General features: G+C 61.4%; 15 protein-coding genes and 1 pseudogene. 3 read left to right on the forward strand and 13 right to left on the reverse strand.

All coding sequences use genetic code 11. The annotated features are described in order from the left end of the window. Positions 1-501: 501 nt before the first annotated feature. From tyrS to QP828_RS04440, 3 genes are all read right to left on the reverse strand, one after another. Entirely contained in the window at positions 502-1,761 is a 1,260-nt protein-coding gene (gene tyrS / locus QP828_RS04430; protein WP_126134844.1) for a tyrosine--tRNA ligase, read from the reverse strand. A gap of 99 nt (positions 1,762-1,860) precedes the next feature. Continuing rightward, the gene (argH, locus tag QP828_RS04435) at positions 1,861-3,291 is read right to left on the reverse strand and encodes an argininosuccinate lyase (RefSeq protein ID WP_274733585.1); all 1,431 of its coding nucleotides are present in this window, start codon (positions 3,289-3,291) and stop codon (positions 1,861-1,863) included. Positions 3,292-3,377: 86 nt separating this feature from the next. Continuing rightward, positions 3,378-4,193: a nitroreductase family protein gene (locus tag QP828_RS04440; protein WP_274755826.1), complete on the reverse strand. Its 816-nt coding sequence runs from the start codon at positions 4,191-4,193 to the stop codon at positions 3,378-3,380. Between the two features lie 276 nt (positions 4,194-4,469). Here QP828_RS04440 and QP828_RS04445 point away from each other — a divergent pair, with 276 nt between their 5' ends. After that, a complete protein-coding gene (locus QP828_RS04445; RefSeq protein WP_274733588.1) occupies positions 4,470-6,017 on the forward strand; it encodes an MFS transporter in 1,548 nt (515 codons plus the stop codon). Between the two features lie 89 nt (positions 6,018-6,106). Here QP828_RS04445 and QP828_RS04450 read toward each other — a convergent pair whose 3' ends face one another. From QP828_RS04450 to QP828_RS04475, 6 genes and pseudogenes are all read right to left on the reverse strand, one after another. Further along, entirely contained in the window at positions 6,107-7,342 is a 1,236-nt protein-coding gene (locus QP828_RS04450) for an argininosuccinate synthase (protein WP_274733589.1), read from the reverse strand. Between the two features lie 2 nt (positions 7,343-7,344). Next, positions 7,345-7,818, reverse strand: coding sequence for an arginine repressor (locus QP828_RS04455; RefSeq protein WP_126134839.1), 474 nt, complete (start codon positions 7,816-7,818; stop codon positions 7,345-7,347). A gap of 1,220 nt (positions 7,819-9,038) precedes the next feature. After that, positions 9,039-9,569 (reverse strand): annotated as a pseudogene (locus QP828_RS08790) (dynamin family protein); the annotation flags it as partial. Then, the gene (locus QP828_RS04465) at positions 9,548-11,305 is read right to left on the reverse strand and encodes a dynamin family protein (protein ID WP_274733593.1); all 1,758 of its coding nucleotides are present in this window, start codon (positions 11,303-11,305) and stop codon (positions 9,548-9,550) included. The gene QP828_RS04465 and the pseudogene QP828_RS08790, both read right to left, overlap by 22 nt. Next, a complete protein-coding gene (hisS, locus tag QP828_RS04470) occupies positions 11,302-12,618 on the reverse strand; it encodes a histidine--tRNA ligase (RefSeq protein WP_274733594.1) in 1,317 nt (438 codons plus the stop codon). Before hisS ends, QP828_RS04465 begins: the two co-directional genes overlap by 4 nt. A gap of 13 nt (positions 12,619-12,631) precedes the next feature. Then, a complete protein-coding gene (locus tag QP828_RS04475; RefSeq protein ID WP_274733596.1) occupies positions 12,632-13,360 on the reverse strand; it encodes an MBL fold metallo-hydrolase in 729 nt (242 codons plus the stop codon). Between the two features lie 141 nt (positions 13,361-13,501). On the opposite strand from QP828_RS04475, the gene QP828_RS04480 reads away from it, so the two are divergent. Together QP828_RS04480 and QP828_RS04485 are read left to right on the forward strand one after the other, a co-directional pair. Then, a complete protein-coding gene (locus tag QP828_RS04480) occupies positions 13,502-14,794 on the forward strand; it encodes a DUF349 domain-containing protein (RefSeq protein ID WP_126134834.1) in 1,293 nt (430 codons plus the stop codon). An 89-nt stretch (positions 14,795-14,883) separates the two neighbouring features. Next, positions 14,884-15,363 (forward strand): hypothetical protein, encoded by a 480-nt coding sequence (locus QP828_RS04485; protein ID WP_274736529.1) that lies wholly within the window; start codon positions 14,884-14,886, stop codon positions 15,361-15,363. 29 nt (positions 15,364-15,392) lie between these two features. Here QP828_RS04485 and QP828_RS04490 read toward each other — a convergent pair whose 3' ends face one another. The 4 genes from QP828_RS04490 to secD are packed head-to-tail and all read right to left on the reverse strand — an operon-like array spanning position 15,393 to position 21,091. Then, positions 15,393-17,696, reverse strand: a complete 2,304-nt coding sequence (locus QP828_RS04490) for a RelA/SpoT family protein (RefSeq protein ID WP_274733599.1) — start codon at positions 17,694-17,696, stop codon at positions 15,393-15,395. 19 nt (positions 17,697-17,715) lie between these two features. After that, positions 17,716-18,258 (reverse strand): adenine phosphoribosyltransferase, encoded by a 543-nt coding sequence (locus tag QP828_RS04495; RefSeq protein ID WP_126134831.1) that lies wholly within the window; start codon positions 18,256-18,258, stop codon positions 17,716-17,718. Next, positions 18,255-19,352 (reverse strand): protein translocase subunit SecF, encoded by a 1,098-nt coding sequence (gene secF, locus QP828_RS04500; RefSeq protein ID WP_274733601.1) that lies wholly within the window; start codon positions 19,350-19,352, stop codon positions 18,255-18,257. The genes QP828_RS04495 and secF overlap by 4 nt, the downstream gene beginning before the upstream one ends. Continuing rightward, positions 19,352-21,091 carry a protein translocase subunit SecD gene (secD, locus tag QP828_RS04505; protein WP_274733602.1) on the reverse strand — a complete coding sequence of 580 codons (1,740 nt, stop codon included), beginning with the start codon at positions 21,089-21,091 and terminating at the stop codon, positions 19,352-19,354. Before secD ends, secF begins: the two co-directional genes overlap by 1 nt. Positions 21,092-21,094 lie beyond the last annotated feature (3 nt).

A 21,094-nucleotide genomic window follows, 5' to 3' on the forward strand; every position in this document is an offset into this window, starting at 1 on the left:
GAACAAAAAATATCACGTAAAAAATAAATAGTCAGACACACTATTAAGCATCCAAACACCACGCCCACACCCCACGCACAACCACCCGATAAAACCACGGCAATCACACGCAAGAGAAACAATCACACTCAAAAAGAGCAACCCTGTTAGCTTAGCACCACCCAGCCAGGATTTCAAACCCAGCCCCAGTGAACCACGCCACTCTCAAGGGATCCTGTCACCGCTTACCGGTTTCCCGGGCCTCGGCGACGGATAACAAGCTTACAAGCCCACCACCCAAAACACAAACCACACCAACGAGACACCCACCACACCCCACCCAAACACCCCAAAAACCAAAGAAAACCGCACAGAAAATCAGGCAAAAATCCCTAACTACGCCGCTATCCCGCCATTGGCCTATTCGTCCACCGTCTACAGAAGTGGCGGCGCTACCACCACCGGTAACGCCGCCACTACCTAGCCCACCGCGCGTGCGAGAGCCGTTCTTTACATCGCTATTTACTCCGTAACACGGATAACCGCGAGGTTTTTCTTGCCCTTGCGCAGCACCACGACGCCCCCGGGAAGAACATCGTCGGCGCTGAGAACGTCAGCCTCTCCAACTTTGCGATTGTTGATATTCAGGCCGCCGGATTTCGCGGTACGCCGCGCGGCGCCCAGGCCCCGTTCCTGGCCCGTGGCCACGAAGAGCTCCGGAATCGGAGTTCCCACGGGCGCCGTCGCCTGCGGCAGCTCCGCTACGGCGTCGCGCAAGGTATCGGCATCCAAAGCTGCCAAACCGTCGCCACCGAAAAGCGCGCGCGAAGCATTGTCCACCCGTTCGGCAATATCTGCGCCGTGCACCCAGGCCGTCACGTCCTGAGCAAGCACGCGTTGTGCCCGCCGTTCCTGGGGACGCTCCGCCACCGCGGTAGCCAGCTCCTCGATTTCTTCCCGAGTCCGGAAAGTAAAGACCTTGAGCATATGCACCACGTCTTCGTCGGCGGTATTGAGCCAGAACTGGAAGAACTTGTAGGGGCTAAGCATCTCGGGGTTGAGCCATACGGCTCCGCCTTCGGATTTCCCAAACTTTGTGCCATCCGACTTGGTGATCAACGGATTCGTGAGCACGTGCACCGATTCGCCCGTCACTTTGCGGATGAGGTCCATGCCTCCCACGAGATTGCCCCACTGGTCGTTCCCGCCCACCTCCAAGGTGCAACCGTAACGGGTGAACAGCTCAAGGTAATCATTGGCCTGGAGAACCTGGTAGGAAAACTCGGCGTAGGAAATACCTTCATCCGATTCCAGGCGCCGCGCCACAATGTCCTTGGAGAGCATCGTCCCAAGCCGGAAATGTTTACCCAGGTCACGCAGGAAATCAATCGCGGAAAGCTGCCCGGTCCAATCGAGGTTATTGACGAGCCGAGCCGGGTTATCACCCTCGAAATCCAGCAGACCGCGCAGCTGCCCGGCCAGAGATTCCACCCACTGAGCAACGGTGTCACGTGGATTAAGCGTGCGTTCTGTTGAGGGGCGCGGATCCCCGATGAGCCCGGTCGCCCCACCCACGAGTACTAGTGGATGGTGTCCGGCCAGCTGGAGGTGCCGCATCAGCTTCACCGCGACAAGGTGACCGTGGTGCAGCGAAGCCGCCGTCGGATCAAAACCGCAATAGAAGGTGACCGGACCGGAGTTCAGCGCGCTACGCAGCGCGTCAATATCCGTATGCTGGGCGATCAGCCCCCGCCATTCCAGTTCCTCAAGAACGTCCTTCACGTCTCGTGTCCTTCCGTTGTACTTCGCGCGCCACGGGCCTTTCCGTAACGTCACGTCCGGACGTTATCACGCCCGGTTTATTCCTGCCACTATCTCTTTTTACGACGACGCCGCACCGGTCGCGCTGCGGGCAAAGCCCTCCGCGCGCCCGATGGATTCCCGCGCAGTGGCCAACTGCTCCGCAACACGCTCCGGTGCGGTTCCCCCCACCCCGCGCCGGGCCCCCACAGAGGCAGCCACCGTGAGCACATCCCGAACATCCGCGGTGAGCCGCGCGTCGATGGAGCGCAGCTCGTCGTCGTTCATATCCCATAATTCGATGCTGCGCTCTTCACAGAAGGCGACCGCGCGACCCGAAATTTCATGCGCGTCCCTGAAAGGTACCCCGCCGCGCACCAACCACTCGGCGATATCGGTGGCAAGGGAGAATCCCTGGGGTGCCAGCTCGGCCATGCGCTCGTAGTTAAGCACCATGGTCTCTACCATGCCCGCCACTGCCGGGAGGAGGAGGTCAAGGGTATCGATGGCGTCGAAAACCGGTTCTTTATCCTCTTGTAGATCTCGGTTATAGGCGAGCGGGAGCCCCTTGAGGGTAGCTAGTAATCCGGCCAGATCACCGATGAGGCGCCCGCTCTTGCCGCGGGTCAATTCGGCTACGTCCGGGTTCTTTTTCTGCGGCATAATCGAGGATCCGGTCGCGTAGGCATCATCAAGAGTGACGAAGCGGAATTCGCGGGTATTCCACAGGATAATTTCTTCGGAAAGCCGCGAGAGATCCACCCCGATCTGGGCGCAGATATAGCTAAATTCGGCAACCAGGTCCCGTGCTGCGGTGGCATCAATGGAATTGTGTTCGGGGGCGTTAAAGCCTAGTTCTCTCGCGATTGCCGCAGCGTCCAGCCCCAGGGTATTCCCCGCCAGCGCCCCGGCACCGTAGGGCGAATACGCGGCCCGTTTATCCCAATCCTGCCAGCGCCCGATATCACGCAATAGCGGCCAGACATGGGCGAGCAGATGGTGGGCTACCAGCACCGGCTGGGCATGCTGGAGGTGGGTACGCCCGGGCATAACCGCATCGCCGGCGCGTTCGGCCTGCGAAACGAGCGCCCGCACCACCGTCAGCAGTTTTTCGCTCAGGTACCGCGCCGCGTCGCGCAGGTACATGCGGATAAGCGTGGCGATTTGATCATTGCGCGAGCGTCCAGCCCGAAGCTTCCCTCCCAGCTCGGCCCCGGCTTCGGCCAGCAGGGCACGTTCCAGCGCGGTATGCACATCTTCATCATCGGGGGAAGGCGTGAGTTCCCCACTGGCCACCCGCTGCCCGAGCGTATCCAGCGCGGCCAGCATCGCGGCGAGCTCGGAATCGTCCAAGAGTCCTGCCCCGGCCAACGCCCGGGCGTGGGCGTGGCTCCCGGCCAGATCGTAGGGTGCCAGGCGCCAGTCAATATGAGTCGAGCGTGAAAGTTCGGTCAGGGCGTCAGCGCTGGAACCGCTGAAGCGCCCACCCCAGAGGGCAAGATGTTCAGTCATTGCACTATTCTAAACACCCTCACTTTCGGGCGGGAAGTTCCGCAACTCCCCCGCGGGAAATTGGGTGCCCTCTCACCGATATTCCACTATTCTTCCGCGGGAAGTGCCACGTCAAATCCCTGCGCGCCGATGGCGGCCAATAACCGCCCGCGCCGCGCCACCGAACCGCTCAGCCGGGTAGGCACGTAATCGGTGAAGGGGCCGACCGGCTTTCCGTAGCGGATATCCACCCAAGGCGCGATGGCGGCGTCGTACTCGCGCAGCGATTCCACCGCGGATTCCGGTTCCTGGTAACGGTCAGTGAAAACGCGCAGCCCAGCATCCATGCGGGGCTTGAGCGCCGGGATGCGTTCCGGATCGGGATAGCCCATGATGAGGCCAATAACCGGGAACGTGAGTTCGGGCAATTCGAGCACCTGGCAGATGCGTTCGGCGTCGTTCAAAATAGAACCGAGGTACGTGGTACCCAAGCCGTGGCTTTCCGCGGCCACCACGGTGTTCTGCGCCGCGATCATGCAATCCGCAACCGCGGCGTTAAAGGCGTCATAGCTGCGGGCCCCGGCACCCTCACCGCCCTGCTCCTGGCACACGCGCCAGGCACGGCGCGTATCCGCCACGAAAATCCACAGTTCAGGTGCCTGCGCCACGTAGGCCTGGGTGCAGACTTCTGCGATGGCCTGGCGACGGGCCGGATCCTGCACTCGAATAATGCTTGCGTATTGCATGCCCTGCGAGGTGGCGGCGTGCAGCGCGGCCTTGACCAGGGTGGCGGTAAGTTCCTCCCCGAGCGGCCGGCCATCAAAATCACGAATGGTGCGGTGGTTGAGCTGAGTGCGCAGCGTGGCAGCCGCGGCAGTATCCGCGAGGCGCATATCTTCTGAAGTCTTGTGTGAAGTATCCATACGGGTATTCTCCCACGCTTGGGCCACAGCGCAAGATTCGTCACAGCTGGCATTGCCGGGGAATGCTGCTATGCTGGCACCCGTACCGGGACTGCTGTCTCTGCTCGCTCGCCTCAGTGCGGGCTCTTTTTGTGCATGCGGCCGGGTGTTCGGCTACCTGCCGTCCCCGCCGCTCACCTTTGTACACCACAGCATCGCAGAGTTACCGGAGCTAGGTTGCGCTCGTCTCACGGCTATATCTATGCCGCCAGCGTGCGCGTTGTTGTGAAGGATGGAATGGAAAATACGCGTTATTTCACGATTCCGGGTTCGGACCGAACGTATGACCGCAATAAGCTCCTTGTGGTGCTCATCGTTGCGCTTGTCATGTCGCTTATCCAGGTCAGCTCGGTTAATAATCTGCTTCCTATTATCGAAACGGGCCTGAATGCCGGGCGCGGTGATATTCAGTGGGTGCTCTCCGGATATTCCCTAGCTTTCGGGCTGCTCCTGGTTCCCGCGGGGCGCCTGGGCGATATCTTCGGACGCTCCTCGCTGTGGATGATCGGGATGGCGGTGTTTACGCTCGGTTCGCTACTGTGCGGGGTGGCCAGCGACGCGTTTATCCTCAATATCGCGCGCGCCCTCCAGGGCATCGGGTCGGGGATTTTCTCGCCCCAGGTCACCGGCATGATCATGCAGTATTTCGACGGTCACGCCCGCGCTAAAGCCTTCGCCTATATGGGCCTGGCCGTTTCCGCCTCGGTCGCCGTGGGGCCGCTACTCTCGGGGAGCCTCGTGCAGATCTTCGGGCCCGTGGGGTGGCGGTGGTCCTTTATTCTCAACGTTCCGCTCGGTTTGCTTGGTTTGGGGCTGGGTATTTTCTTGCTGCCCTTCCTCAAAGAACGGCGCGCTATTGGCGACGACGCCGCTAAAATCGATGCCGCCTACCGGGCAGAAATGGAACGTCGGGGCCAACCGGTCGGCCGCCGGCGCGGGCATCGCCTCGACCTTGACCCGGTGGGGATGACCCTGCTGGCTCTCGCGGTGCTCTGCCTCATGCTGCCCTTCATGTCCCACTTCGCCTGGCGCTGGGCACTGCTGGGCGGCGGGGCCCTCCTCGGGCTGGCCTGGGTGCTCTGGGAGCATTCTTATGCGAAACGGGGACGGATTCCCATGGTCAATCTGCGCCTCTTCCGCATCGAATCCTTCAGTTTCTGCACCTCCATTACCGCCATCCAGTTCCTGGGAACAACATCTGTTTTCGTGGTGCTGGCGATGTATCTCCAGCAGGGCATGGGATTCAATGCTTTGCAGGCCGGGCTCCTCGGCTTGCCCAACGCGATTGCCTCGGCCTACGCCTCGGTGTGGGCAGGGCGCTACGCGGTGGCGTGGGGTCGGCATATCCAGGCGGGCGCTTTCGCGCTCGCGCTGGTATCGCTCGCTTCGAGTATTCCGCTGGCCGCCGGAATTGCCTATTCGGGGTGGAGTCCGTGGTGGCTTTCCCTCCCCATCTGCGTTTTCGGCTTCGGTATTGGCGTGATTGGTTCGGCCAATCAGACCCAGGCAATGATTGACGTTCCGCCCGCCCACGGCGGTACCGCGGGCGGGGTGCAGCAAACCAGTCAGCGCATTACCACCGCTATCGGCAATGCGATGGTGACCGCGATTCTCTTTGCCTTCGTCAACGAGGGAACCCCGCGCGGGGCCGGTGCCTGGTTCACGGGTTACGCGGCTTCCATGGGGACGATCTGCTTTATCGTGGCACTTGCTCTCACTGTCTCGATTATTTTCATGCGCCGGCCTGCCTCGCCCGCGATGCTGCACGCCCGCGAAGCGAAGTAACGCATCATCAAGCACCGAAGTAAAAACGGGGGCCGAGGTCGTGACGACCTCGGCCCCCGTTCTAGATACAGCCGCGCGGGCGCACCGCGCTAGTTCAGTCGCGCGGGCGGGATAGCCACCCCGCGCCCGAAGGCAACATCGCGGGCGGCGGCAAGTTTCGCGGGCAGCCCGGTCAATTCGATGAAGCCCTTCGCGTGTGACTGGTCGAAGGAGTCACCGGCATCATAGGTAGCCAGGTTGAAATCGTAAAGCGACGCCTCCGAGCGCCGCCCGGTCACGGTAGCGCGCCCACCATGCATAACCATACGAATATCACCGGAGACATAGCGCTGGGTATCTTCGATATAAGCGTCAAGGGAGCGCTTGAGTGGTGAGAACCACTGGCCTTCGTATACGATATCCGCCCAGCGGTCCGCGACGGTGCGCTTGAAGCGCGCCTGCTCGCGATCCATCGTCACGTTCTCGAGTTCCTTATGCGCGGTGAGCAGCGCCATGGCACCCGGTGCCTCGTAAATCTCGCGGGACTTAATGCCAACATAGCGGTCTTCCACTACGTCGATCCGGCCAATCCCCTGCTTTCCGGCTCGCTTATTGAGTTGTTCAATAGCTTGCAACGGAGTGACGGCTTCGCCGTCGATCTTGACCGGAATACCACCCTCAAAGGTGATGATCACTTCATCGGGCAGCGGCGGATAGGTCGGATCATCCGTGTAGGTATACACATCCTTCGTGGGTGCATTCCACAGATCTTCGAGATACCCGGTTTCAATGGCCCGCCCCCACACATTCTGGTCAATGGAGAAGGGATTATGGTGAGTCGTTTCAATGGGCAAATTATGCTTATTGGCGTAATCAATAGCGAATTCGCGGGTGAGCGCGAGATCTCGCACCGGGGAGAGGCACGCCAGATCCGGCCCCAATTGGGTAATACCGTTTTCGAAACGAACCTGGTCATTACCTTTTCCGGTACATCCGTGCGCCACCGTGTTCGCCCCGAATTGCCGAGCCGCAGCCACCAGGTGCTTGACGATAACCGGGCGAGAAATAGCGGAAATAAGCGGGTAGGCGTCCATGTAGAGCGCTCCGGCTTTGAGGGCCGGCATGCAGTATTCACTGGCGAATTCATCGCGGGCATCGGCGATATAGGCCTCCACGGCCCCGCAATCGAGGGCGCGCTGGCGAATGGTCTCCAGATCCTCGCCGCCCTGGCCTACGTCCACGGCAACGGTGATCACTTCAGCTCCGGTTCGCTCCCCGATCCAGCCGATCGCCACCGAGGTGTCCAGTCCGCCCGAATAGGCGAGAACTACCCGCTCCTTCGCCATTATTACTCCTTTTTCTCCCCCATTGAGAGGAGGTGTTGCCTGATCTCTACCGCGCGTTCTTCGCTGCGGGCAATGACCAGCACGGTGTCGTCTCCGGCAACGCACCCGAGCACGCCGTCCAAGCGCGCCCGATCGATCCCGGCGGCGAGTAGCTGCGCGGCCCCGGGCGGGGTGCGCAGCACGATCTGGTTGAGGGCGCATTCGGCGCTGAGCAGTATTTCACGAGCCCACCGCGCCAGGCGCTCCCCGGTATCCATCGTCTGGTCAGCGATGCGATATGCCATCGATCCGTCCACCCGGATCTTCACGGCCCCCAAATCGTCTAAATCACGGGAGAGCGTGGCCTGGGTGACATCCACCCCGGCACGTATGAGATACTCCCGTAATTCATTTTGGGAACCGATGAGATGAGCTTCCAGAATCGAGGCGATAAGCCCTTGGCGGGCGGTGCGACTCGAAGGAATTCCGGCGGTCACAATGATCCTTTCGCATCACCGGGAACACGAACCGACGGCCCGCGCCCCCTTGCATTATAATCATACGCGCTGATGCAATTTTTTGCATTACACGCGGCGGGTGCCGGCCCGAGTCAGGCAGACACCCGCATTAATGATGCCACGGCGCGCGCAAAGTCTCGGTAGCGTTCCATTTCCGTGCGGAAAGGTGCAAGTACGGTATCGCGCACCTCCGTGTCGATAGCGCCGCGCGCCCGGGTGGTCACCTGGCGTTCAACGCGTTGCGCTCCGTGCGTGCGTGCAGCCCGCGTGCTCATACTTACGACGACGCCGCATACGGCGCCGGCCACCACGCACATCAGGCTGGCCCGGCGCAGCCCCAGCGGGAGGGCTACTCCCCCAGCTTCGGTGATGATCCCAGCGCCGATTCCCAGGGCGCCCAGCACCAGAGCGGCAAAAGCCAGCCACTGGAGGGCAGCTGCGACGCCCCACCAGCGCGGACGGTGCCAAGCCTGGCTTTCCCGCGCGATAATCCGCGCGACGCTATCGGCAAGCCGCGCGGCTTGCCGGGAAGTTTCATCGCGCACCGCCCCACGCCAGGAACGCGGGAGGAATCGGGCGGCCTGCGCAATGAATTCGCCCAGCGCTACCCTAGTTTTTTCCACGGTTCCGGAGCTCGCCACTGCGCCAGAGCCATCTGCCACATATGACGTGGCCCCCGCATCGGACATAACACCCGAATGAGACGAATGAGACGTAACTCCCGCTACCGAACTACGCATGAGATCCGCGCCGGTTCCCTTCCCACCGCCAGGAAGGGCTCGCCTCCCCCATCCGCGCAGCAGCGGCCAAGCAGTCGCGCGCCGGGCGGCCCTGCGGTAGTTGTCCGCGGCGCCCCGGGCGGCCGAATTCAGGCCGCCGGCCCGAGCCAGCCCGGTAACAAGGTCATCCACCCCGGCAATATCGGTGAGGTCACGCGGATATCCGCCTTGATCAACGAGGTTCTCCGTGAGCGCCGCGCCCACGGTCCGCACATCCGCGGCGAGTTTTTCCGCCGCGGCTCTCTTCCCCGCGGCGATTTCCACGAGCGCTCCGCGAATTTCTTCGACTCCCACCCCGGTGAGTGCAGAGGCCGCCACGATATCCGCACTCACGCCTTCGGCGGCGAGAATACGCCCCAGATCAGCCACAATAGCTTCTTCATCAGCAGCGCTGAGGCGATCAATCTGATTGATAACGATGAGGAGAGAAGAATGATATTCACCCATTGCTGCCAGGAAATCTTCGTGAACCACAGCATCGGCGTATTTTTGCGGGTCGAGCACCCAGATAACCACATCGGCCCGCGCGATAATGCGCTCGGCCTGGGCGCGGTGAGTATCCGCCGTCGAATCAATATCCGGCAGGTCCACGAGCACCAGATTGGCGGTGGTATCGGGAGCTAGCTGCAGCAGCACTTTACGTTCGCGCACCCCGAGCCAATCGAGAACGTCAGAGGCGTGGCGCCCCGAGACCCCCAGGGGTGTGCGGGTAGCCGGCCGAGTGGCGGCCACCCCGGCCACCTCCTGCCCCACAATGGCATTGAGCAGGGATGACTTGCCCGAACCGGTGGCTCCTGCCAGAGCCACCACGGTGCGTTCGGTTCCTACCAGGCCGCGCTGGCGCGCCCGGGCTAGCACATCGCGGGCCTGGCCGCGCACTGCCCCATCAAGGTAGTCGCCGCCCAGGTCGAGGGCCTGCTCCAGGTTCTTTAATCCAGTGGGAAGATCCATCCGCGCCTCCCTTCCGCGCTGCGCATCGCTTCATCCAGCTCACTCAGAGCACCCTTACTGATTCCCAAACGCGCGATTTCCTCTCGGTAGGGTGCGGCGGTGTCCGCGAAGAACTCCGCGGTGCGCCCGAGGAGATCCTCGGTGGCGGTAGCGGCCATGCGGCGAACAGCGTCGTCGCCGAAAATAGCTTCCAAAACGCGCTGCGCCACCACGGCCGTTCCCCCGGCGATAGCTACTTCCCCGCCGGTGAGGCCGGCGGAGTGGGCAAAGACAACGAGCATGAGCGCGACGCCCACCGCATTAATACCGAGCGAAACAAAGCGTGCGGTGAACTGCTTGCCGCGCCCCTGCTCACCGAGCATATCCGTGAGAGCACGGCGCCAATCGCGAACCAGGGCTCCGGCAGCGTCCCGGCGAGCCGCGCTATCGCGCTGGGAGCCCGTTTCCCCACTCCGAGACTCAACCGCGAGGACTATTCCCGCACCGGCTGCGCTGCGCTCCAATTCGGTGGTGAGGCAAGCGGCCAGACTGGCATCCGCGGTGAGGAGCATATCGGTGAGGGAATCTTCGATGGCCTCCCCCACGGAGTCCTCGCTCGCATTCCCGCCAGCGGTTCGCCGCCAGCTCAGCCGGTCACGCCACCGCGTGACGCCTGCTTGCAGCGCGCGTGCCCACTGCCCGCTGCCGAGCATCTCATGCCAGCGGCGCAGCACTTCCCCGCGCAACACGGTGCCATCCGCGATGCCGGATTCTATACTGGCACGTGCTTCTTCCAGCGCGGCATTGACGGCTGCTTCTAAACGTTCGACTTCCTCGATCTGTTCCAGATAGGAATCGCGAGCCTGGGCGCAGGTATCGGCCAGGCTACCGAGCGCCCCGGTCAGAGTTTGGCGCGCTACCGAGGCGCGCGAACGTTCATCGCGGGAGAGCCCGGCGAGCCATTCGCGCAGCGGAGCCACGTCGGCCTCCGGAATGCCCGGCGCTCCCGGGTACTCGGTTATGACAAAGAGCGGAGCGCTTCCCAAGCCGCGTTCCTCAAGCCTGCGGATCAGATCGGGCCGAATCGCCGCGGCATCCCCAACCGGCACCCTGTTGAGAACAACCGCAATGACGATATTGCGCTCAGCTGCTTCATCAAGAAGGGCCCAGGGAATCGCATCCGAATAGCGCGCGGCAGTAGTAACGAAAACCCACACGTCGGCCCCTTGGAGAAGCTGGCCGGCCAGCCTGCGGTTGCCTCCCTCGACCGAGTCAATATCCGGAGAATCCACGAGGGCCAGTCCCCGCGGGACACGAGGTGATTCCACCAAGCGGATTTCGCCGCTCGCCTCCGCTGCACTGGCGCCGGCATCGGAACGTTCGTGCGCAAGCGCTGCGCCGGCGCCGCTCAGGCGCGCCAGCCCGGGGAAAATACGGTCGCCGGAAAACCACGCTTCCTCCCCGGGAGCATGGGCGAGCACCGGGATCCTGGTAGTGGGGCGCAGTGCGGAAGACGGCGTGACAGAGGCACCCACGAGGGCGTTCACCAGGGCAGATTTACCCGAACCCGTAGACCCGCCCACCACGGCCACCAGCGGCGCGTCCAGGGAGCGCAGGCGCGGGAGCACGTAGTCATCAAGCTGGTGGATGCCGTCGGTGCGGGCATCGCGCCCGTCTACCGCACCCGGAGTGGGCAGCGGGAATCTCAGGTTGCCTAGCGCCTGGCGTACCCGCTCGAGGGAAGACAGGCGACTCACGGCATAATCACCCGCGGGTAGCGATCTTCTTCCGGCGGAGTCCAGGTATCCGGATCGGCGGGGACCTGGGTGCCCGAGCGCACATCACGGACCTGCTCGCTTTCCGCCGTCGTAAACCATACGAAAGGAATGCCGCGCTTATCGGCCGCCTTGATCTGCTTACCGAACTTCGTGGCATTATGCGACACGTCCGCGGGAATACCGCGCGAACGCAACCGCGCCGCGATGGTGGAGGCGTGGTGCCGTTCCGATTCGTCATTGACCGCCACGTACACGGCCGTGGGAACCTTGCGGCTGGCGCGGAGCAGATCTTGGTGCAGGAAACGCGCGAGCAGGCGCGAGACCCCGATGGACAGGCCCACGCCCGGATAGCTGCGGTTACCGGCCGTCGCCAGGTTATCGTAGCGCCCGCCCGAGCATACCGAACCGAGGTCTTCGTGCCCTTCCACCGTCGATTCGAAAACGGAACCGGTGTAGTAGTCCAGGCCGCGCGCAATAGACAGATCCGCGCTGACCGAACCGGGTATGAGAGAATTCGCTTCGGTTACGAGTGTTGCTAGTTCTTCCAGCCCTTCGTCCAAAAGCGACGACGACGCACCGAGCGCGCGGACTTTGTCAACGAAAGAGGCATCTTCGGTTGTGATGCCCGCCAAACTCAAGGCGAGTTGCGCCTGCTGTGCGCTTGCCCCCACGTGTTCGGAGAGCAGCTCGGTCACCACCCCGGGGCCGACTTTGTCGAGCTTATCCAGGATTCGCAGGGTTTCCTCGGTATTCTCCAGCCCGATCGCTTCGTAGAAGCCCTGGGCGAGTTTACGGTTCGAGGCGCGCACCCGCACCCGCGGGATGGGAAGCTTGCTCAGCGCATCGACCATGACGAGGGGCAGCTCAATATCGTGGTGGAAGGCGAGGGTATCCTGGCCGACCACATCAACATCGGCCTGGTAAAACTCCCGGAAGCGCCCGTCCTGGGGGCGTTCGCCGCGCCAGACCTTTTGGATTTGGTAGCGCTTGAAGGGGAAATCAAGTTTTCCGGCGTTCTCCAGCACGTAGCGGGCCAGCGGCACGGTGAGATCGAAGTGCAGACCGAGGCCGGAATCCTGGCCTTCCTCCCCCTGGAGGCGGCGCAGCACATAGACTTCTTTGGAAGTTTCGCCTTTGCGCAGCAGCTGATCCATAGGTTCGACGGCGCGAGTTTCCACTCCTGAAAAACCGTGGAGTTCAAAGGTGGAGCGCAGGGTGTCAAGAACTTTCTGTTCCACAATACGGGCTTGCGGGAGCCATTCGGGGAAACCGGAGATCGGCGCAATTTTCATAGGTACTATTCTTTCACTTCATCGCGATATAAGCGCGCAGGTACGGCGAGGCTTTGAGTTCGCGCGCCAGGGTGGAGGGTTTGCCGTGGCCGGGGAAGAAAATCGTGGAGCCTTCCACATTGGCCACGATGGTGCGCAAGGAAGCGCGCATCTGCGCATCGTTCCCGCCCTCGAGGTCGGTGCGGCCCACGCCGTCCCGGAAGAGCACGTCTCCGGTGATCATGAAATTCTCCCCAAAGCCCCAATCGGGAAGCTGCGGGGTTTCCGGATCGGCGTCGAAACGCCCCGAGAAAAGAAAAACTGTCGAGCCTTCGGTATGCCCGGGGGCAGCAATGGCGCGCAGGTGCACGCCGGGAACCAGTTCCGTTCCCTCCGTGTATATGGCTTCGGGAAGGGGCACGATCTTCTCTGGTTTCACCCAGGAACGCCCCCCGGTGGCGGCCAGAACAAGCGGGGCGTAAAAAGCATGAGCGATCGGATTATCCAGCCGGTACACATCTGGCTCAGCGATAAAGCACGGCACGCTCGAGCCGGCCACCACCCCGGCATCCCAGACGTGATCCCCGTGCCCATGCGTAGCCAGTACGGCACCCAGGCGCAAATTACGGGCTGACAAGGCGCGTTCTACCCACGCGGCACTGCCAGCTCCCGCATCAACAACCAGGGCTACCCGATGCGTAGGGTCGGCCATGATATAACAATTCGCCTCCAGGGCAGTATTGGAATACCGCAAGAAAATCATGCATTAACCGTATCCTTTCTCCCGATTTTTTCCTACTGGCACCCGGAATCCCTTTCTCCGTGGCACAATTGTGGTATACCGTAAGAATTAAAGTTGTCCCGCGGCGTGTACCTCACGCCTCTTTCTCCACAAGGAGTAACAATGTCCACAGCTCATCCCGCTCAGCCCGCTCCCGCGCCGCTGGATCCGGCCGCCGTCGCCAAAGCCCGTCCTTTCGGACGCGTGGACGACGAAGGGAAGGTGTGGCTTAAGGATGGGGATACCGAACGGGTCGTTGGCCATTACGCGGCTTCCGGCACCGAAGATGATGCCCTGGAATTCTACATTCGCCGCTATATTGACCTGGATACCCAGGTAAGCCTGGCAGAAACGCGCGCCCACCACGTATCCCCCGAAGAAAGCCGCAAGTCAATCGCGTCCCTGCGCAAGGAACTGGCTGAACCGGCCGCCGTGGGCGATATCGCGGCGCTGCGCACTCGCTTGGATAAGCTCGAAGAAGTCGTGGCGGTGCGCGCCAAGGAATACGCGGCCCAGCGCGCCGCTGCCAAGGAAGCTGCCCTCCAGGAGCGCACTCAGATTGTGGAACGCGCTGAGGAACTCGCCAACGCAAATCCGCACACTATTCACTGGCAGAATACCCGCGCTGAGCTCAATGATCTTTTCGAGAGTTGGAAACGGGCCCAGCGCCAGGGGGCACGCATCGATCGCCCCACCGAAGAAGCGCTGTGGCGGCGTTTTGCGACCGCCCGCTCCACCTTTGATCGGGCCCGGCGCAACCACTATAAGGAACTGGATGTGCGCCGCAGCCAGGTGAAGGCCACCAAGGAAAAGCTCATCGCGGAGGCCGCCGCGCTCTCTTCCTCAACCGATTGGCGGGAAACCGGGGATCGCTACCGCGAACTCATGGATGAATGGAAGCGGGCCGGGCGGGCCGGGCGCCGCGATGACGATAAGCTCTGGGAGCGTTTCATGGCCGCTCGCCAACCTTTCTACGATGCTCGGGATGCGCATTTCAGCCAGGTGGATAGCCAGTACGCGGAAAATTTGGCCGCGAAGCTCGAATTGGTAGCGGAGGCCGAAGCCCTGTTGCCCATCACCGATGTGGATGAAGCCCGCGAAAAGCTCCGTGAGATCGGGGAGCGTTGGGATGCGATCGGTTTCGTGGCGCGCGGTGATATTGCCCGGACCGAGGGCCGGATGCGGGAAATTGAGGAGAAGGTTCGCGCGGCGGAAAACGACCGCTGGAACCGTACCGATCCGGAAAAGCAGCAGCGTTCATCCGGGATGGCCGCCCAGCTCGAAGCGCTTATCGCGGAACTCGATGAGGAGATTGCCCAGGCACGCCAGGCCGGCGATGAAAAGAAGCTCACCGAGCTGAACGAAGCACGGGCCGCCCGCGTGGCCTGGCTTGAGCAGGTAAATAAGGATCTGTAACTTCACCTACCTGTGGATAAACGCAAGCCGCTCTCCCCGCCTGGGGAAAGCGGCTTGCGTTATTTTCTTTGCCATCGCACACTCTCGATATGTATGTGGATGCGGTGCAGCGCCTGGATGTTAACGCTGGTTTGCTGGTGGAATATGCGCCCGGGCTGGTGTGCGCGGCTGATTGCGCCACCCATTCGGTGCTGCGGGCTTCTCTTCTTGCGCCGGTGCTGGGGCGGGATACCATCGCCATCACTCTGAGCGCCTTGTGGGTGTATACCGGCTATTGGCCAGCGGACCGGCTGGTGCGGATCTGTAGCGTGCGAGCGAAGTCGCGGGGTGTGCGCAAGCCAGCGCCCGCGGAGCGCCAATCGATAGCCGGATTATACTTGACCACACTACCGCGCACAATCACGGATATTTTTCGCCAGGAGGAGCTGGACGTGGCGATTTCCTGCGCTTTGGAGGTAGCACGGCGGCGCCTTCTAGAAGCTCATGAGTGGGAAGCTGCGGCGCAAACCCTAACCGGGCAGCACCTCGCCGCAGCGCGTGCGGCTGTGCGTGCTATTGCCCAGCGCTAAGCGGGTTCCTCGCCCTAGCTGTTGCAGTGCTACGCGCGCGGGGGCTCTACCCGGCGCTGGTTAGCGGGCTTGGAATTAGTCACCCGGTAGGCATCGTATACGCCTTCAATCTTGCGTAGATCTGCCAGAACCCGGGCCAAGTGGTGCGGATCGGCCATCTCGAAGGTGAAGGTATTACGCACCATGCGTTCCTTCGTGGTCATCATATTGCCAGCCAGGAGATTCACGCCGTTATCCAGGAGCGCCCGAGAAATATCGGAGAGCAAACCCTGGCGATCCAGAGCATCCACCTGGACCTGAATAACATACACAGCTTCGGAATCGTCAGCCCAGTGCACCTCGAGGAATCGTTCCGGTTGCTTTTGCAGCTGCTCCACATTCGGGCAATCCGCGCGGTGAATAGATACCCCTGAACCGCGGGTCACGAAACCGACGATGGCGTCGGGGGGAACCGGGGTGCAGCAGCGAGCCAGTTTGACCATGACGTCCCCGGCTTCCATGCCTTGAACCACCACGGCATTATCGGTACTAGCCGTGCTCCGCCGCCGCGAAATACGGTTCGGGGTCACTGCCTCCGCGAGAGTCTCTTCTACCCCGGCTTGCCCGCCCTGGGAGGTGATAAGGTTACGCACCACCGTTTCGGGGGAAATATCCCCTTCCCCGATACCTGCATACAGGTCATCTACGGAACTCCGCCCAGCTTCTCGCGCGACTTCCGCGAGCGTGTCATGGCTCATGAGGCGCTGAACGGGCTGATTGCGCTTGCGAATGGCGCGGGCGAGCTTATCCTTGCCTTCCTCCACCGCTTCATCCCGGCGGCTCTTCTTGAACCACACCCGGATCTTGGCGCGGGCGCGCGGACTGGCCACGAAATCAAGCCAGCCGAGGGAAGGCCCGGCATCCGGGCTTTTCGCGGTAATAATCTCAACCGTATCCCCGGATTCCAGCTTGTGATCGAGGGTGACGAGCCGATCATTCACCCGCGCACCCACCGTGCGGTGCCCCACTTCTGTGTGAACGGCATAGGCGAAATCAACCGGGGTCGCACCGGTGGGAAGCTCCATGACTTCCCCAGCCGGGGTGAACACATACACCTTGTTGCCGGAGATCTCATAGGAGAGCGACTCGAGGAATTCGGCCGGGTCCGCGGTTTCCCGCTGCCAATCAACTAACTGGCGCAACCAGTTGAGCTGCGTTGTTTCTTCATCAACTTTCGCGGCCCCGCCCCCGCGCTTGGTGGCATTCGGGTTTTCCTTGTACCGCCAGTGCGCTGCCACGCCGTATTCGGCGCGCCTGTGCATATCGTAGGTGCGGATCTGGATTTCAAGAGAGCGGTTGTCCGGGCCGATAACCGTGGTGTGAATCGACTGGTAGAGGTTGAATTTCGGGGTGGTGATATAGTCCTTGATCCGCCCCTGAATCGGCGTGAAAATCGTATTGGCAACACCCAGCACCGCGTAGCAATCCGGGATAGTTTCTACCAGCACCCGCACTCCCACGAGGTCATAAATATCCTCGAAGTCCTTACCCCGCAAAATCATTTTCTGGTAGATGGAGTAATAGTGCTTCGGGCGGCCGGTAATCGTGCATTTAATATGGGAACTCTTGAGCTCCCGCTCTAAAATGGCCTTGATTTTCGCGATATACGCCTCGCGTTCCGGGGTGCGTTCTTGCACCAGGGATTCGATTTCGGCGTAGACCTCCGGATACATGGTTTTGAAGGAAAGATCCTCGAGCTCCCATTTAATGGAATTCATGCCGAGGCGGTGCGCGAGAGGCGCGTAAATTTCCAGGGTTTCATGCGCCTTGGAGCGTGCCTTTTCCTGCGGCATGAAACGCCAGGTGCGGGCATTATGGAGCCGGTCGGCAAGTTTAATGAGAAGGACGCGGATGTCTTTGGACATCGCGATAACCATTTTGCGTACGGTTTCCGCCTGCGCCGCTTCCCCGTATTCGACCTTATCGAGCTTCGTAACCCCGTCCACGAGGAGTTCCACGGTGGAACCGAAATCTTCTCGGACCTGTTCGAGGGTATATCCGGTATCTTCCACTGTGTCATGGAGGAGGGCACCGACGAGGGTGTCCTCATCCATTCCGAGTTCGGCGAGGATGGTTGCCACCGCGACCGGATGCGTAATATACGGCTCTCCTGAGCGCCGCTTCTGGCCGCGGTGGCATTCCTCCGCCACGTTATACGCCCGAATAATGCGTTCCTTATCAACATTACCCAGGGCGCGCATCAGGGGTTCCAGGGCATCAGGAACCTGGCTGGCCGTACGTCCGGTCAACCACGATAGCCGCGATAGTACCCGCGGACCTTGCGATTCCGACATGCCCTACTCCCCTCTTGAGTTAATCGAAGGTTAGCACCGCTTCGACCTGCCTACCGGCCAGACGCTCCCGACCGCCCATACCAGCCAGCTCAATGAGCATGCACAGGCCGGCCACAATCCCGCCCGAGCTTTCCACCAGCTCACAGGCAGCATTGGCGGTTCCACCGGTGGCAAGAACGTCATCGATAATCAGAACGCGCTGTCCATCTTCAATATTAAAGGGCTGAACTTCCATGCGGGCCGAACCGTATTCCAGTTCATAATCAACCCCGATCACCGGCCCGGGCAGCCGCCCGGCTTTGCGGATGGTGACCATCCCCAAACCCATGGCGTAGGCCAGCGGCGCGGACAGAATAAATCCGCGTGATTCCAGCCCGGCAACGGCGTCGATCTTGCCCTCGTAATGGCGTGCCAGCTCATCAATAAAGAGGTGGAAAGCTTCCCCATCGGCTATGAGAGGGGTGATATCACGAAAGATCACCCCGGGTGCCGGGAAGTTTTCACGTTCCCGCACCCGGCTGGCCGCTAGTTCCACGAGTTGCGCAGAAAACGCAGTGCTCACTTCTTGCTCCTCTTCTTGCGGCGTGGCTGCGCGGTATTACCGAGATGGTGGCCCGGTTCGAGAACCGCAGAAACGACCTCATCTTCCGCAACACCGGCCTCACCGCGTTCGGCGCGCGCGGCGGCCACCTCGGCGTTATGAGCCTTGATGCGCGGATCCGCATTCGTGAGGGTAACGGCGAGCGGCGCGGCCAGGAAGATGGAGGAGTACGCCGAGAGTAGCAGACCCACGAAGAGCACGAGCGCCAGGTCGCGCAGCGTCCCCGCACCCATGAGGTACACCCCGATAAACAGAATGGATGCCACCGGCATAATCGAGGTGACCGACGTGTTGATGGAGCGGATGAGGGTCTGGTTGACGGCGTGGTTCGTGGATTCCCCGAAGGTCACCCGGTGCTGGCGCAGCACGTGCTCGGTATTTTCACGGACCTTATCGAAAACCACCACGGTGTCGTACAGGGAGTAGCCGAGAATGGTCAAGAGGCCAATAACGGTGGACGGCGTGAATTCGAAGCCGAAGAGGCAATAAATTCCCACTGTCACCACGAGGTCGTGGAAAAGCGCAACGATAGCGCCCAGGGCATTACGCCAGGACCGCATATAGGCCCACAAGGCCAGGAGCACCAGCACGATAAAGACCACGAAACCCTGGAGGGCCTTCGTGGAAATATCTTGGCCCCAGACCGGGCCGATATACGTGGAGGTGACATCCTGCACGGAGGTTCCGTACGCTTCAGCCAATTCCGTGCGGATCGCTTCTGTTTCCGCATTACCCACCCCGGTACCATCAGCATTCGCCGAGGTCTGGATACGTAAGGCGCTCTCGCCTACCTGGGCCACGCGAGCGGCTTTATCCCCGCCGTGGCGGGCCATGATATCCGAGGCGAGGCGCTGATCGGTTGTTTGCGCTCCCGAGACCGTGAATTGAGATCCACCGGTGAACTCAATACCCATATTGAGCCCGCGGGTGAAAAGCGCGATAAACGACGCGATCACGCAGATAATCGCAATGGTGTACCAGGTCTTGCGCCGCTGCACGATTTTGAAGCTGCGCCGCCCGGTGTAGAGATCGTTACCTAAGGTGTACATCGACATTAGGCGTTATCCTTTCCCTCGCTGCTCGCGGGAAGAGCGGCACGGCGCTCCCGGGTGCGACGCTCGGCAAGCGAGCCTTCGCCGGGAACCTTGCGGCCGCGATACGCCGGGGTATGCGCCAAATGCTTGGCGGACATACCCGATGCCGGGTGCCCCCCACCGAAGAATTTAGTACGCACCAGCAGCGTCATAAGCGGATAGGTAAACATAAAGACGACGACGAGGTCGAGGATGGTTGTGAGCCCCAAGGTAAAGGCGAAACCACGCACCGAACCCACCGCAATGAAGTAGAGCACCCCGGCCGCGATGAGGTTGACGGAATCAGAAGCGATAATTGTGCGGGTCGCGCGCTTCCAGCCACGTTGCACCGCGGTGCGTACCGCGTGCCCGTCGCGAATCTCATCGCGAATACGCTCGAAGAACACGATGAAGGAATCGACCGTGATACCGATGGAAATAACCAAGCCGACGACGCCGGCCATTGACAAACGGTAACCCATCACCCAGGACAGTAAACAAATAACCCCGTAGGACAGGCCCGTGGCGAGGACCACCGAACCGATAGCCACAATAGCCAGGGCGTGGTACTGCCACACAAGGTAAAGCACGATGAGCACGAGACCGATGAGGCCGGCCACCAGGCCCGCGCGCAGCGATTCCGAACCGAGGGTGGCGGAAATCTGCTGTTCGGATTGCACCTCAAATTCCAGGGGTAGCGAACCAAATTGCAGCTGGTTGGCCAGCACGCGCGACGTCGTCGCATTAATGCCGGAACCGTTAATAACGGCCTGCCCACCCGAAATCTGGGTTTGCGGAATCGCGGAGGAAATAACGCGCCCGTCCAGCACGATGGCGAATTGGTTTTGCGGGCTCTGCAAGCCCACCAAACGCCCGGTAACCTCAGAGAACTTCTGCGCGCCCTCATTATCGAATTCTAGCTGTACGATCCACTGGCCCTGCTGCTGATCGAAACCGGAGGTGGCCCGGGTCAGATTCGTTCCGGCAATTTCTGCCGGACCTAGCACGTACTTATACGGCGTCACCTCACCCGTTTTAGAATCCTTGCTTTGCCCGCAGGCAACCAAGGCTGTATCCGGGTTTTCTTCCGGGGCGGTGGCCGGGTTCTCCGCGGTGCAATCCAAGGTCAGCGCATCGTAGGTGACCCGCTCGGTTTTCGCCCAGGCCGGATCCGAAGCGCTGGTGGGCTGGCTGGGCGGAGTGGTGGAGAGCTTGCCGTCTCCATCCGCGTCGGCGGCCTTCATGGCCGCTTCTTCCAGCGCGGTGCCGGTCAGGGGTGCGGCGTTATCGCCTTCGCCCTTCATGGTTCCCGGATTTGCCATCGCGAGGACCGGGCGCATCCGCAACACCGCGGAATTACGCACGAGGTCAAGGGTTTCCTGACTGGGATGCCCGGGCAGACCCACCACGATATTCGAGCCACCCTGGGAGGTGATCTCCGCTTCAGCCACACCCGAAGCGTCCACACGCTGGCGAATAATTTCAATCGCCTGGTTGACATCTTCCGAGGTGATCTCCGAATTATCTGTGGTCTTCGGAGTAAGGATGAGCTCCGTACCGCCTTCGAGGTCAAGGGCGAAATTCGGGGTCCACCGGGATTCCGATCCGGAACCCGCCACCGATCCGACACCGAGGGAGACGAAGAGTGCGATCGCCAAGATCGCAAGGGTAATGATCCGGCGCCAGGATAACCGGACGCCGGAATTTTTAGATTGAGACATAGT

This window comes from Actinotignum sanguinis, from assembly GCF_030230305.1.
Lineage (GTDB): Bacteria > Actinomycetota > Actinomycetes > Actinomycetales > Actinomycetaceae > Actinotignum > Actinotignum sanguinis.